This is a genomic window from Litoribacillus peritrichatus (assembly GCF_039537985.1).
GTDB classification, from domain to species: domain Bacteria; phylum Pseudomonadota; class Gammaproteobacteria; order Pseudomonadales; family Litoribrevibacteraceae; genus Litoribacillus; species Litoribacillus peritrichatus.
In genome coordinates this window covers 585,867-600,618 of sequence record NZ_BAABBN010000007.1, presented here as the reverse complement: position 1 = coordinate 600,618, position 14,752 = coordinate 585,867, and the positions used below count along the sequence as shown (strand labels likewise).

Here is a 14,752-nt window from a genome sequence, read left to right as displayed (position 1 = left end):
CGCAAATGGTACCAGAGTCCTTAGAAAAATGAGAGCCTGCAGATAATTTATATCGGCGTGAACAGACTTTTGCTATACAATTCTCCATTTTTAAACAACAATTAAAATATCGGTTTTCTTATCAGCAGCGTACTCAAAGTGAAACAGTTCCTATCCGTTGTCGTTTCTAAATTTCGATCCATACATGTCATTTTTGTGTTGATTTTTTCTGGTTTGCTTTGTACATCCACATGGCTGACTTGGAATCAACTGGATTTTCATGTCCGTTCGGATTTACAACATCAATACCGTTCCATTGTTAAAACCACTGCGGAACAGGCAGCCCAAACGGCAAAACCTCTGATTCAGTCTGACGATCGCCTAAGCCTCCAGGTTTACGCCAAGGAAAGCATTGAAAAGAGAAAGCTGGACAGCATTACGTTTTACAGCCCATCGCAAGAAGTATTGGCTTACGCTAACCGAGCGGGCGCAGCACATATCACACAACGAGTAACCAGCTCAGCAGAAATCACATCAGGCAGCACAGCACTGGGTAGCGTCAGCGTGGTGTTATCTACCGAACCACTTGAAAAAATACTGAATCAAACATCCAGCCAGATCGTCTTAATCGCCCTGGCGGTTTGGGTCTTGGGGCTTATTCTCCTACGTTCGCTGTTTCACGTTTACGAACAAAAAGTGGCTGCCATGGCCAAGAAGATCCAAAACCCGATAGCCACCAAACACCAAGCGCCTGACACCAGAAACTTTATCGAACTGCAACCAATTGCAACCGAACTAGAAGCCTTCATTCAAAAGAATACCGAAAAAAACAACCTGGAAAACAGTCTGAATCAATTATTGAACCATCAGATTGCCAGTCAGATTTCCAAAGAATCGGCACCAAGAGAATCTCAGATACAGCCGTTCCATGCGTCCGTGCTTTATGTCAGAGCCAGTGGCCTTGACCAATTAAAATCCAACTTGCCAAATCACGAAGCAGCAAAGCTCGTTTCTGAATACGTCGCCATCGTCCAGCAAGCCGCAAAACTCTATAACGGTTTCGTAGAAGTACAGGCAAATGGTTTGGCTGTTATCTTCGGTGCCCCTCAAAAAATGAATGAGCACTGCCTTCACGCCGTTTGCGCTGCCAGCTTCTTGTACCGTTTATTAAATAATTACAACAGCCAACGAATTGTTCAGGCCAAAGCCTTACTAAAATTCCAAATCGCGATTCATAGTGGAGATGTGTACTGCTTTGACACGCCTGAGCAGGCATCCATGGCAGTATTTGGGGATATTATTTTTGAAGCTGCTCAACTGGCAAACCTTGCCAAAGCAGGTCAGATCCTGCTGAGCGAAAACGCCAGAAATGAACCAGACCTCACCAACAAAGTACATTGTAAAGGCCCGTACAATTTGAGCACGAGTAGTTTCACATGCCCGCTAACCTATCAAGTCAGCAGTCTGGATGATAATTACAACACCTTAATTGAAAGGCAAGTAAAACACATCGCCTCACTCCGACAACCCGCCTGAGGCTGGGTCAATCGAGTTCCTTACCATTCAATGGTGTCGATGATATCATCGTCTGACTCTTCTGCCTCGAATTCCTGACTGATAAACTTCTTACCGAATTTATCGTCCTTGTCAGACACTTTGCCAAGACGCATGTCTGCAATGTCGGTATCCGTTACTGTGCGGTCTATCAGCGATGTGCTACTGAACACTTCAACGGATTCGGCAGGCGACTCCCCTAACATATAAGCATCGCAGGCTTCCAGATAGTCAATGCAAATGCGTTGCTGATAGCCATTCGTTTGCTCAACACGAGCATACTCACGGGCTTCACGCTCAGCTTGTTCAATCGCATCATCAAAAGATTCGGCACGAAACAAAACTACTCGCTCTTCCAGCATATCTATATCTTCACGATATGCTTCATCCTGATCTTCAGCAAAGCCATCCGTAAAAGTTCTGTATAACGTTTTAACAGCGTACCAATTCATTGAGAGCTCCTAAGTCCAACTACCCGCATTGTAGTAAATTTCCTACCGCTTACAATCGCTTTCTGACAGTTTCGAATAATTCTGTAGATTTATCTCAGTTAATTAGCACTTAACACCCTATTTCGGCCTTCTGCCTTGGCCTGATATAACGCTTCGTCCGCTGCTTTAATCAATTCTTCGTATCGCCCGGCTTCTTTGGGTACCGTAGATACTATGCCGATACTAACCGACAAAGGAACTTTCTTTCCTTCGTAGCTCATGTTCAAAGACATGATGCTTAAGCGAATCATCTCGGCCAGATAACGCGCCTTTTCTTTTGAAGCCCCAGGAAGAATCGCCACAAACTCCTCACCGCCATAACGAGCAACCGTATCGGATGTTCGCTGGACATTATCACCAAGCACTTTGGCGGCGGCGATCAAACACTCATCCCCAAACTGATGGCCATATTGGTCATTAATTTGTTTAAAATGATCTAAATCTATCAATAACACCGCCAATGGGTTTCGCTCTCTCTGCGCCCGTTTATATTCTTCTTCGGCCTTAGTATCTAAATGTCGTCGATTATAGAGTCCGGTCAAGCTGTCTTTGATGGTTAATTCTTTGAGCCGTTCATTCAGAGATTCCAGCTCGGCAGTCCTTTCCTGAACCCGTAACTCAAGGCGTTCATTATCCTGACGCTGCAAAGTCAGAGCATGCTCTTGCGCCTCTCTGGCCAATCGCTCCTGAACAATCGCTCGCTGTTGGGCCGCAAAGCGCTTTTTACGCTCCATGGTTAACTGTTCAACTAAAGCCATCGACAATAAAATAATTTGAATGGCCGAGCCATATAAAGAAGCATTTTCAGTCAAAAGATTTCGAGGCAACACCCCGAATTTATTCATCGCCAGAATAAAGCCACCAAAAAACAGAAATAGCCATGCCAAGGTGAAATACTGAATAGAGCGACCGATGGACCGCCATAAGTACAATCCGCCCGCCATGGCTCCCAGACAAATAACAATACTGAAAGACACCATCAGACGAATCATGACATCGTAAGACAACACAAAAGAGAGCCCTACAAAGGCCCCACCAATCCAGGTTGCAACACTGTACAAACGATTCATTCGGGGCGACTTATGATTCAGGTTCAAGTACGAACGAATGAATAAAGTCCCGAACATTAAGGATAAAGCCAAACAAAAGAGAATACTTTGGTCGTTCCAGTGAATACTGGAAGGCCAAATATACTGGTAAGCCAGACCCATTAACGCAGCCTGAAAAAAGCCATAACAGATCACATACAAAACGTAGTGCAAATTGCTTTTCTGGCGAACGGTCAAATAAATCATCCCGTTATAAAGTGCCATTACTAATAACAGTCCAAAATACAGACCAATAATCAGACTATCCAGCTGATCGTATTTCATTAAGCCGCCGTACGTCCATAAACTGACGGGCACTTGGACTGCACTGCTGGTTTTCACCCGGATATAAATCCCAACCTGATCCAAAGGCTCCAGGCTGACCGGAATACGAAAGTTTCTATGGTCAAACACCCGATTCGAGAAAGGCTGTTTATCCCCCAGCTTGTAAAAGCTCTGTACTTCGCCTTTTCGCACCACATACAAATCCACGTAATCCAGCACAGGATAAGCGATTTCCACCACCCATTCGGAACTGTAGTGCGCAGCATTTAATAAAGGAAGATAAAACCAATAAACAGAAGACGAGTAGCCAAAATTCGGGGGATTGTGTTCCACCGGTTTCCATAGCGCTTCAATTAACGGTACAGACTCCGAGCTTTGCCATTCCATAGAAGATAACAGCACCTCCTCCAAAGTTGCCTGGCCATCCTGATCTTCAAGATAGAATAAATGCTCTGCAACTTTTTGATCAGAAATCGACTCTATGCCAGCCAAATCGAGGCGCTTATGAACCATCTCCGCATTGGCAGAAGCAATCGCAAGACAAGTAAATACACAACATATAATTAAGCGTTTAACAATAAAAGCAAAATTCAAAAGACAACAACCACACGTTGAAAATGTACAAGAGAACCTATATTACCATCAATACAAACGATCTCATTAAAAACTGACTTACCTTAGATGTTTGACTCCCTAATCTCAAGCATCACAAGAGGCTGAACAGTATTTATTTCCAACCAAATCAATACCCCGCCGCTTTATATTGCCGCCATAATTTATTCACCCGTGGTAACAAAGCACTCGGCATGGGATCAACAACGTACAAACGCGACTTCATTTTTTCGGTGGGATAAACAACGGGATTGGCCAACACTTCGGAGGCCACCAATGGAGTGGCAGCCATATTCGCGTTGGCATAGGTTACATAATTGGTAATATCTGCAATTACATTCGGCTTCAATAGGTAGTTAATGAATTGATGTGCATTATCAACCTGCTCAGCATTTGCCGGGATTGCAAACAAGTCGACCCAGAGTGCGGCGCCCTCTTTCGGAATGACATACTTAATCTCAGCACTCTCAGCCATCTTCGCGGCCTGAAGAATGTCACCCGACCAGCCCACCACAAGACACAACTCGCCGGAAGCCAAGTCTTCAATGTATCGGCTCGAATGAAAATATCGAATAAATGGCCTGACAACCTGGAGCATGTTATTGACCGCGCCTTTTAAATCAGACAAGTTATAAACGCCTGGTGGCTTACCCAGGTAGTTCAAAGCAATCGGATAAATTTCCGTTGGAGAATCAAGAAAAGCGACACCACACTCTGAGAGCTTACTCATAATGGAAGGAGTAAAAATCACCGACCAACTATCAATCTCATAACTGTCGCCCAATACCTGACGTATTCTTCGCTGATTAAAACCGATGCCGGTCGTCCCCCATAAGTAAGGCACACCGTATTGATTGCCAGGATCGATGTGTTGCATTGACTTTAAAATACCTCGATCCAGATTCGAGTGATTTGGAAGCTTAGAATGATCCAGCTTTTGCAACAAATCGGACTCAATATGCCGAGATAAAAAATCCGCAGAAGGAACAACTAAGTCATACGCCTGATCCGCCGATAACAGTTTCTGCTCCAAAGTCTCACTCTGATCAAAGGTTTCATAAACAACCTCAACACCCGTTACTGATTCGAAGTCTGCAATGACATTCGGCGCAATGTAATTATTCCAGTTTAAAATACGTAAGGAATTCGGTTCAGCGCAACACCAAGCCGACCATAACAGCAGCACGCTCATCAAACCACGCAAAAGCAACTTTTGAATAAACAAGCACATATGACCTTAATATCCCTTTGAGCTGCCATGAGTCGACTTGCAACAACGCAAAACATATTCATTTAAGAAAAACGACTGAATTAACTAAGGATAGCTGGAAAAATAAAAAGAGAGTCACGATACAAACGAGAAGTATCATCTAAAGACAAGTTCAACGGCTTTCAGGCAAAAAGCACAATTACCGCCCAAAAAACTCAAACTTTCGCCTGAGCAAAAATCGTCAAACTTCACAGAATTGACAAAAAGCTTATTTAATACCTCGACCTAAAAAATTACACACCCAGAAGACCTCGACGCTTTGGCCGATAAACATTACTGAGGATCGAATACCATGAATCCGTTCTAGTTCCCACCGCAGCCTGCCCTACTGGGGCGGTCGCAAATATTGGTAATTTACTCTGCCGGTTAAGCCGGTAAGCAGCTCATAAGCAATGGTGCCACAAAACTCTGCTACCTCTTCCACCCGAATGTTCTGCCCCCACAACTCCACTTGGTCGCCAAGCTGCACGTCAGCGACTTCAGATACGTCGACAGTAATCATATCCATAGAAACACGACCGACAATTTCACAACGCTGCCCATTAATAAAACAAGGCGTGCCCGATACCGCAGCTCGTGGATAACCATCACCATACCCAATGGATACTGTGGCGATTCGCTTCGCTTGGGAACAGACATAACTGGCACCGTAACCAATAGCATCGCCAACCTCTACCTTTCGAATGGCAATCACAGAGGCGAGAAGTGTCATAACAGGCTCATATTCACTGAGAACACGCTGAACACCAAACGGAGATACCCCATACAGCATGATGCCAGGGCGAATCCATTGAAAATGTAAATCAGGCCGGGAAAGAATGGCGGCCGAGTTAGCAATCGACTTGGCGTTTGGCAACTCTTCTACCACGCTCTGAAATGCCGACACCTGTTGTTCATTGAGTGCGTGGTCAGGCTCATCCGCACACGCCAAATGGCTCATACAAATCGCGGACGCTGAAAATCGAGTTTCTTTCAGTCTCTCCAAAGCCGCTGGCCACGACTCAATAGGGAATCCCAGACGATGCATCCCCGAATCAAGCTTCAACCACACTTTGGGAACCCCGTTAAATGAAGAAGACAGTAGCAGCTCTAACTGATCCCAGTGATGAATAACCAAGTCCAGCCCGAGTTCATCAGCAATGGCTAACTCATGTGGGAAGTTAAACCCTTCCAACAACACGATTGACGAATTAATGCCGGCATCTCTCAGCGCTTCAGCCTCTTCCAGCGTTGCTACGCCAAAACCAGCCACATATGACTCAAGGACATTCGCGACCTCGCTTTCGCCATGACCGTAAGCATCGGCTTTAACCATAGCCAAAATATTACTGTGAGGGGCGATTGTCTGAATTTGCTGACAGTTATTCACCAGTGCGGCCAAATTGATTCGTGCGGTAACCCTTTTCGACATACTCTCTTCCCTCAATAAGCACGTAATTCTACCAAAAAACCACAAGAAATTACGAATTCTGCATGATCGATTTAGGTTGACTCCTCAGTAAAAACAAACCAGATAGGAAACAACCACTTATCAGCATAATGTAAAGTAACTTATTTTTTTTGCATTCTAACTCGACAAATGGAAAACTATGGCTACACTACGGTCATATAAAGATATAACTGGTGCGCCAGTCATTGACACTGAGCTTATGAGTTTGTATTAATGGCGGGTGTGGTTATCTAAATAATAATATTCAGGATGCTTTCTAGTCTCACGGAATGAGTCGAAAAACCAAAATGCTCATTACCTAAAAGAATAAAAGCATTAACCAAAACAAGGTTAACTTGGATTTTTAACGTAAGTAAAAAGGAAAACACTATGGCACAATTTACTCGTCTTGCAGCAGCGATTGCAGCGGCTTCTCTAGCAGGTGCAGTACAAGCTGGTACTATGAAGACTGGTGATGTAGAAGTAACATTCGGCGGTGAAGTTGACTTCGCATTCGAATACCACGATAACGATAACACTAACAGCAGTTCAGATGTTTACCTTGATACAGCTGAATTTTCCGTTGAAGCAACCGACGGAAAAACAACTGCTGGATTTACAGCTGAATTTGGTACAAAAAGCGGTGCCGATAACGCACGCGGAAACTCTAAAGGCGGCGGCGATGAATTTGGTATCGACAACGCTTTCCTAGAGTACAAAATCAACGACAACTACACTGCGTTTGCAGAGTACGACGACACTCAGATTGGCCTGCAAGGTAAGTCAATCATGTGGAACGACTCCATGCACAAAGATGCTGTGTATGACTACACCGATACAATGACGGGTGTAAAAATCGCTGGTGGCCCAATCTCTTCTACCATCTACCTAGCTCAAGGTCGCAGCGGTGACGACGATCTACAAGAGTTCGGTACATCTGTAGACTACAGCCACGACATGTTCAACGCACACTTCGGTTACGTAAGTGACGCTATCGCGAACGTTGGCAGCCCAGTTGGCGCATTTTCTTTCGGAGCAGATGCAACTATCAACAACATCACGTTGATTGCTGAGTACGTATTCCTTTCAGACGAAGTGAACAACGAAGATCCTACGTTCCTTCAGCTTGAAGCAAACTACGAAATGAAAGGCTACACCTTCGGCGCAGCTTACATGACATCTGATGAAGCTGAAGCACTAAACAGCACAGAAGATCGTATTGCTCTGACTGTAATCAAGGACATCACTGATATCCTATGGGTACAAGCAGAACTTGACTTCGACAGTGCTTACAGCGATGACGATGACAACTCTCTATGGCTAGTAGCGGGCGCTTCTTTCTAATCGAAGCCCTTCTATCTACCTAGAATGAAAAAGGCACCTTCGGGTGCCTTTTTTAGTATTTACTGAATACGACTCAAAACCTACGACATTTTAGCAATGACCGATTCAGGCACCGCTTTCATCATTTGAGAAACAACACTCCAGGGCTTTTTAGGTACGGTTGAGGTCTTAACTCCTTTTTCAATCAAGACCAGCATTTGCTTTGCCCCTTCTTCTGCCGAAATTAAAAACGGACGATTGACCATATGCCGGTTGATGTCAGTATCTATGTAACCCGGAAACAAAGTTGTCGTTAAAATCCCTGACCCAAGCAGTTCAGCAGATAAAGACTCCATATAGGATTTCACCGCAACTTTGGAAGCACAGTACGATGAGTGCTTAGGCAGCCCTCTGAAAGCTGCAACCGAAGATACCGCCACAAATTGACCTGCGTTACGTTCCTTGAAATACGGGAGCACAGCCTCTGCCGTGGCCATCAAACCCAGTACATTGGTTTCAATTACCGCCTGGTGCTCTTTAAAACCACCCACACCAATAGGTTTACTGACGCTGATTCCGGCATTCGCAACGACGACATCCAAACCACCCAAAGACGTTTCAAAACCATCAACCACAGCGCCAACCTGATCGTAATCGGTAATATCCAACATCCTTGTTTCGACATGCGCACTGGGCAGCTGCGCAATGATCTCATCTCGAACGCTGTGCAGTTGAGCCTGATCCCTGCCTGTCAGCGCCAACAAATAGCCTTTTTTCGCCATCGCCAAGGCCAGCGCCTTACCAATTCCGCGACTCGCACCCGTGATCAGACATGTCTTGGCCATTAATCCCACTCCTATCCTGAAATGTAAGCAATGAAAACACTACCATATCATCACTCCAACCGGATTCGATAGGCTTCTTCCAAAGAAATCAATCCATCCTTTGCCAAAGCCAATGCATGCTCTGTCAACGGCTTCATGCCATCTTTTCTTGCTTGCTCTTCTATATCGGTGGGGTTGGGGTCATTGACAATCAAGCGTCGCATTTCCGGCCCGACCTGCAATAACTCATAAACCGCTTTTCTGCCTAAAACGCCAGACTGCATACAATCCACACAGCCTTTTCCTTTATAAAAAACATGCTCGTCCGTCACTCCCAGCAAAGCCCTGATTTCAGGGTCAGGCACATATTCTTCAGTGCAGTGAGGACAATTGGTTCTCACCAAGCGTTGAGCCAAGACCGCCGCCAAACTGGAATTAATCATATAAGGCTCAATGCCCATTTCTAATAGTCGGCTGATCGTCAGGCTCGCACTGTTGGTATGCAGAGTAGAAAGCACAATATGGCCCGTTAAGGCGCTTTCTGCTGCAATGAGTGCAGTTTCTTGATCCCGAATTTCCCCCACCATAATGACGTCCGGGTCATGCCGCAGCATTTGTCTGAGAACTTTCGCAAAATTCATCCCGATTTTGTGCTGAACCTGAACCTGCAATACGTCATTCATATGGTATTCAACTGGGTCTTCTACCGTAATCACATTCACATTTCGCTTAGTGACCTCCTGCAAGGCGGCGTATAACGTCGTGCTTTTTCCAGACCCTGTTGGTCCTGTTACTAAAATCATACCCGCCGAGCGATTAATCAAATGAGCAAACTTAACTTTATCCGTTTCAGAAAACCCGATTTCATCTAACCCTTTCATGCCTGCGCTGGTATCAAGCACACGCATAACCACACTTTCGCCATAAACACTGGGTAAAATAGAGGTTCGTAAATCCACCGATTTACCCGCGTGCATCAAATGAGTTCGCCCGTCCTGCGGCAGCCGGTGCTCAGCCACATTCATCCGACCAATAATTTTGATACGGCTGACAATGGACGACAACATCGACTTTGAAAAACGCTTTATAGGAACCAAGGTCCCATTTATTCTAAAGATTAAATCCACGTGTTTTTCTTGTGGACGAATGTGGATATCAGATACTTTTTTGTTAATTGCATCAGATAAAATAGAAGACACCAACTTAACTGTGGGTCGATCTGATCCATCGTTTGAGTCATGAACCTCCTGTTCAAAATCAACACTGACTTCAACGGAAGCTTCCGCCTGAAAAAACATTGCATCGGAAGACAGCGGACTGTATAAGCGGTCAATCGCATGCATCATGGCACGGGAATTGGTTACTACAGGTTCTATATCTTTGCCAACCCGAAACCGTAATTGAGTCATCACGGAGTAGTCCGCAGGATTAACCATGGCCACCACCACCCGATCCTGGAAAAACATCACAGGAAAGATATTAAGCTCCCGGGCTGTTGCCTCATCAAACAAAGCAATGGCTTTTTTGTCCGGTTCTATTTTATCGGCTTCAACGTAGGGCAAACCCAGGCATTGGGCACGCGCCATTTGAATGTCTTTCTCTTTATAAAACCCTGTGGATAACAAATACTTAATTACTTCTGGTTCTTTGTGCTTCTCTCCCAACTCCCTTAGCAGGCTGCTCAGCTCTTTGTCTGATATACAACCGTTATGATGAAGCTGTTTCAAAATAGTATTTCTGGTCGGCAATAACCCACGTTTCAAGATATCTGAAAGCTGGGCTCTGGAAGTAATTAGCTTATCTAAAGCCTGCTGACGGTCTTCATTGACCGTCTTTACAGAAATTTTTTCGTGATACTCCTCCAATTTGGCCTTTGGAACTAAAACCCGATACACGTTCCCGTCATGCACCCGAAAAACATGAACCACTCCCTCAACTTCTTGAACATCGACTGCCCGACTGATAAACACTTCGTGATCATTAAATACAAACTCGTAACAACGAACATCGGACTCCAGATCCTCTTCTACGTCCAACAAAGGGTCTGATAAGACAATGGCACGATACTCGGATAAATAATCAGTACGTTTGTGCCCATGCTCAAACAGCGATATCGTGCCCTCTTTAATATCAATATTAAGAAGGGTGGCATTCCCCCCTTTCTGATCACAACGAAAATAAGACACAGACGGCTGTTCAAGGTCCATATCCTTGCCGTAGCCGTCGGGAGGTGAGCACCAAAAAGAAGAATCTGAAATCATATACTTTTCCCTGAAGACACTCCTTGAGTATATGCCATGTCAGAAAAAAGGGGATGAATTCAAAACGAAGAAATCAACAACTCATTGCAGCCTCAAATAACCCAATTTGGCGTTATTTGAGACCAAGCAATTAGCAAGTGCGGGCTGACCAGCCAAACTGATTCGCCAGAGTAAGCGTAATATCTTGATCCGGACGGAGCACCCCGACCCCTTTCGGCGTGCCGGTTAGAACCACATCGCCCGGCATTAACGTAAAGAACTGACTGCAATAACAAATCAATTCCAGTACACCGGTCAACATATCACTGGAGTTACCCGCCTGAACCGTAACCTGGTCAAGGTCGAGGCGAATTTCCAGTTGATCCAATGCGCCAAGACGCTCTCTGGGAACAAATGTTGAAACAGGACAAGCACCATCAAACGCTTTCGCTTTTTCCCAGGGCTGCCCTTTTGACTTCAGGGTTGATTGCAAATCCCGTAGCGTTAAATCCAACGCCGTACCGATACCAGCCAAAGCCGCTTCAGCGACGTTCAGATCCGTGACATTTTGTACTTTCTCTCCGATCAACACAGAGATCTCAGCTTCGTAATGCACTTCACCAAACGCTTTGGGGAGCGTCAACTCATTGGAAAGCGCAACCAAAGAGGTTGCAGGTTTCATAAACAGAAGCGGCTCGGAAGGAATAGGATTGTTTAACTCCTTCGCATGCTCCGCATAGTTCCGTCCAATACAAACCACCTTACCAACAGGCAGCGAAATATCAGTTCCGTCAAACCACTGATGTTGATAAATGCCAGAATCAGACATCTAAAATTTTCCCCGGATTCATTACATTGTTCGGATCAAACGCCAGTTTCATGGCTTTCATGTAGCCAATTTCCGCCTCGCTGCGGGTGTAGGAAAGTGCATGCTTTTTGGTCATACCCACACCATGTTCTGCAGAAACGGAACCATTGTATTTTTCAACGATTTCAAACACCCAGCGACTGACGTCTTTACACTTAGCAAAGAAATCTTCTTTAGGGAGGTTTTCTGGTTTCAGAATATTCAAATGCAGATTACCATCGCCAATATGACCGAACCAAATAATTTCAAAGTCCGGATACTGATCATTCACAATGGTTTCAATTTCATTTAAGAACGGAGGTACTTTTGATACCACCACCGAAATATCGTTTTTATATGGAGTCCACTCTGAAATGGTTTCTGAAATATCTTCACGTAAACGCCACAAGTTCTTCGCCTGCGTTTCACTTTGACTCATCACCCCATCAAGCACCCATCCTTGCTCAACACAGGTTTCGAACAGCGCCATGGCCAACTCAGCGGTTTCGTCGGAAAGGTTTTCAAACTCAAGCAACGCATAATATTCCGCTTCCGTATCGAACGGGCGCGGCACATCGCCACGGGCAATGACTTTTTGCATTGCTTTTTCAGAGAAAAATTCAAAAGCGGTTAAATCCATCTTTGACTGAAAAGTATTCAGCACACTCATGATGGCTTCAAACTCAGGCACACCCAACACCAAAACCGTCAAAGGCAAAGGCTGACGCGCCAGACGCATGGTTGCTTCTGTAATGAAGCCCAATGTGCCTTCGCCACCAATGAACAAATGGCGCATATCGTAACCGGTGTTGTTTTTTACCAAGTCTTTGTTCAGATCAAGCACATCGCCTTTACCAGTGACTACTTTCAGGCCAGCCACCCAATCCCGGGTCATACCATAGCGAATCACTTTAATGCCACCGGCGTTGGTCGAAATATTCCCGCCGATCTGACTTGAACCCGCAGACGCAAAATCCACAGGATAAAACAAACCGTTATCTTCCGCGTATTGCTGCAATTGCTCGGTAATCACACCTGACCCACAAACCACCGTCCGGTCTACCGCATTAAAATCACGTATTTCATTCATGTGATCAAACGCAACCACAATTTCACCATTGGCTGCTACCGCGCCCGCACTCAACCCGGTGCGACCACCCGACGGAACAAGCGCAACCTGATGCTCATTGGCCAGTTTTACAATACCCTGAACCTGTTCTGTTGTTTTTGGGAACACGATGGCCAATGGGGCTGGCTCATATATTTTGGTCCAATCTTTACCAAACTGTTCCAGGGAGTCTTTATCGGTTTTAACCTTCTCTGCTCCGACCAAACCTTCCAATTGTTCAATAATTTGTTCCGAACTAAACGTACTCATGCTCATCTCATCCAAAATAATGCAGCAAATCGCTACAAGCCACTACCATTGACGGGTGCCTATGGTAACATAAGTGCCCTCAAATTTGAGCGCCCTGTGTGCAACAGGGAAATCACTCGATAGATTGGCAATTTAAGTAAGGTCAACGAAATATGTCTAAGACATCACTCGACAAGAGCAAGATCAAATTTCTACTTCTGGAAGGCGTTCACCAATCCGCGCTGAATACCTTAAACGATGCGGGTTACACCAACATCGAATACATCAAGACTGCTCTCCCAGAAGAAGAGCTGAAAGAAAAGATCAAAGACGCCCATTTCGTTGGCATCCGCTCAAGAACCCAGTTAACTGAAGAAATCTTCAACGCCGCAGAAAAGTTGATTGCTGTCGGTTGTTTCTGTATCGGTACAAACCAGGTTAACCTGCAAGCAGCTACTGAGCGCGGCATCGTTGTTTTCAACGCACCATTCTCTAATACCCGCTCTGTTGCCGAACTTGTGATTGCAGAAGCGATCATGCTGCTTCGTGGCGTCCCTGAAAAGAGCGCCGTTTGTCATCGCGGCGGCTGGATGAAGAGTGCCGTTGACTCTTTCGAAATCCGAGGAAAGAACTTAGGTATCGTAGGTTACGGCAGCATCGGTGCTCAAGTCAGCGTACTTGCAGAATCACTGGGTATGAAAGTGTTCTTCTATGACGTGGTAACCAAATTGCCATTAGGCAACGCAACTCAGATTCGTGATTTAAACGAACTGCTGGCAATGTCTGATATTGTCACATTGCACGTGCCTGAAACACCGGCAACCAAGTACATGTTCGGCAAAGAACAGTTCGACAACATGAAAGACAAGAGCATCCTACTGAATGCTTCTCGCGGTACCGTTGTTGATATTGATGCACTTGCAGAAGCGCTTTCCAGCAAGAAATTGCTTGGCACGGCTATTGACGTATTCCCGGTTGAACCTCGTGGCAATAATGACGAGTTTGTTTCACCGCTTCGAGGCTTCGATAACGCTATCCTGACACCACACGTCGGCGGCAGCACCCAAGAAGCTCAGGAAAACATCGGCTTGGAAGTTGCAGAAAAGCTGGCTCAGTACTCAGACACAGGGACTTCCATTTCTTCAGTCAACTTCCCTGAAGTTGCTTTGCCTGCTCACCCGGGTCAGCACCGTTTGTTGCACATTCATGAGAATGTTCCTGGCGTACTTTCAGAAATCAACCAGGTGTTCTCTAATAACAACATCAACATCTGCGCGCAGTACCTGCAGACCAATGAAAAAGTGGGTTATGTTGTGATTGATGTTGCCGCAGACGTCAGCCAATTAGCGCTGGAAAAACTGCAGCAAGTCAACGGAACAATCCGTATACGTCGTCTGTTCTAATTTTCGGCACACAATCACCGAAAAAAGCGACTAAGCCTGTGGATACTTTC

11 protein-coding genes are annotated in these 14,752 nt (G+C 45.3%); 3 read left to right on the top strand and 8 right to left on the bottom strand.

Going from position 1 to position 14,752, the window contains the following annotated elements:
* Positions 1-195: 195 nt before the first annotated feature.
* Positions 196-1,515 carry an adenylate/guanylate cyclase domain-containing protein gene (locus ABD744_RS12360; protein WP_344798813.1) on the top strand — a complete coding sequence of 440 codons (1,320 nt, stop codon included), beginning with the start codon at positions 196-198 and terminating at the stop codon, positions 1,513-1,515.
* A gap of 20 nt (positions 1,516-1,535) precedes the next feature.
* Here the strand turns inward: ABD744_RS12360 and ABD744_RS12355 are convergent, their stop codons facing one another.
* The 4 genes from ABD744_RS12355 to alr all read right to left on the bottom strand — a co-directional run bounded on the left by ABD744_RS12355 (position 1,536) and on the right by alr (position 6,690).
* Complete coding sequence (locus ABD744_RS12355; protein WP_344798812.1) at positions 1,536-1,985, bottom strand: DUF4288 domain-containing protein; 450 nt, start codon at positions 1,983-1,985, stop codon at positions 1,536-1,538.
* A gap of 98 nt (positions 1,986-2,083) precedes the next feature.
* On the bottom strand, positions 2,084-3,991 hold the full coding sequence (locus ABD744_RS12350) for a sensor domain-containing diguanylate cyclase (protein WP_344798811.1): 1,908 nt from the start codon (positions 3,989-3,991) through the stop codon (positions 2,084-2,086).
* A gap of 148 nt (positions 3,992-4,139) precedes the next feature.
* The gene (locus ABD744_RS12345) at positions 4,140-5,240 is read right to left on the bottom strand and encodes a polyamine ABC transporter substrate-binding protein (protein WP_344798810.1); all 1,101 of its coding nucleotides are present in this window, start codon (positions 5,238-5,240) and stop codon (positions 4,140-4,142) included.
* 364 nt (positions 5,241-5,604) lie between these two features.
* Positions 5,605-6,690, bottom strand: a complete 1,086-nt coding sequence (gene alr, locus ABD744_RS12340; protein ID WP_344798809.1) for an alanine racemase — start codon at positions 6,688-6,690, stop codon at positions 5,605-5,607.
* A 408-nt stretch (positions 6,691-7,098) separates the two neighbouring features.
* On the opposite strand from alr, the gene ABD744_RS12335 reads away from it, so the two are divergent.
* Positions 7,099-8,052: a porin gene (locus ABD744_RS12335; protein ID WP_344798808.1), complete on the top strand. Its 954-nt coding sequence runs from the start codon at positions 7,099-7,101 to the stop codon at positions 8,050-8,052.
* An 80-nt stretch (positions 8,053-8,132) separates the two neighbouring features.
* Here the strand turns inward: ABD744_RS12335 and ABD744_RS12330 are convergent, their stop codons facing one another.
* From ABD744_RS12330 to ABD744_RS12315, 4 genes are all read right to left on the bottom strand, one after another.
* The gene (locus tag ABD744_RS12330; RefSeq protein ID WP_344798807.1) at positions 8,133-8,876 is read right to left on the bottom strand and encodes an SDR family NAD(P)-dependent oxidoreductase; all 744 of its coding nucleotides are present in this window, start codon (positions 8,874-8,876) and stop codon (positions 8,133-8,135) included.
* Between the two features lie 50 nt (positions 8,877-8,926).
* Positions 8,927-11,116, bottom strand: coding sequence for a GspE/PulE family protein (locus ABD744_RS12325; RefSeq protein WP_344798806.1), 2,190 nt, complete (start codon positions 11,114-11,116; stop codon positions 8,927-8,929).
* Positions 11,117-11,246: 130 nt separating this feature from the next.
* On the bottom strand, positions 11,247-11,924 hold the full coding sequence (locus tag ABD744_RS12320) for a fumarylacetoacetate hydrolase family protein (RefSeq protein WP_344798805.1): 678 nt from the start codon (positions 11,922-11,924) through the stop codon (positions 11,247-11,249).
* The gene (locus ABD744_RS12315; protein WP_344798804.1) at positions 11,917-13,320 is read right to left on the bottom strand and encodes an FAD-binding oxidoreductase; all 1,404 of its coding nucleotides are present in this window, start codon (positions 13,318-13,320) and stop codon (positions 11,917-11,919) included. The genes ABD744_RS12320 and ABD744_RS12315 overlap by 8 nt, the downstream gene beginning before the upstream one ends.
* Before the next feature lie 152 nt (positions 13,321-13,472).
* On the opposite strand from ABD744_RS12315, the gene serA reads away from it, so the two are divergent.
* Positions 13,473-14,702 (top strand): phosphoglycerate dehydrogenase, encoded by a 1,230-nt coding sequence (serA, locus tag ABD744_RS12310; protein WP_344798803.1) that lies wholly within the window; start codon positions 13,473-13,475, stop codon positions 14,700-14,702.
* The last annotated feature ends 50 nt before the right edge of the window (positions 14,703-14,752 follow it).

Coding starts and splice junctions, on each gene's coding strand:
- ABD744_RS12330 (WP_344798807.1), bottom strand. CDS start 8,876: ATGGCCAAGACATGTCTGATCACGGGTGCGAGTCGCGGAATTGGTAAG.
- ABD744_RS12315 (WP_344798804.1), bottom strand. CDS start 13,320: ATGAGTACGTTTAGTTCGGAACAAATTATTGAACAATTGGAAGGTTTG.
- ABD744_RS12345 (WP_344798810.1), bottom strand. CDS start 5,240: ATGTGCTTGTTTATTCAAAAGTTGCTTTTGCGTGGTTTGATGAGCGTG.
- ABD744_RS12320 (WP_344798805.1), bottom strand. CDS start 11,924: ATGTCTGATTCTGGCATTTATCAACATCAGTGGTTTGACGGAACTGAT.
- ABD744_RS12325 (WP_344798806.1), bottom strand. CDS start 11,116: ATGATTTCAGATTCTTCTTTTTGGTGCTCACCTCCCGACGGCTACGGC.
- ABD744_RS12335 (WP_344798808.1), top strand. CDS start 7,099: ATGGCACAATTTACTCGTCTTGCAGCAGCGATTGCAGCGGCTTCTCTA.
- serA (WP_344798803.1), top strand. CDS start 13,473: ATGTCTAAGACATCACTCGACAAGAGCAAGATCAAATTTCTACTTCTG.
- alr (WP_344798809.1), bottom strand. CDS start 6,690: ATGTCGAAAAGGGTTACCGCACGAATCAATTTGGCCGCACTGGTGAAT.
- ABD744_RS12355 (WP_344798812.1), bottom strand. CDS start 1,985: ATGAATTGGTACGCTGTTAAAACGTTATACAGAACTTTTACGGATGGC.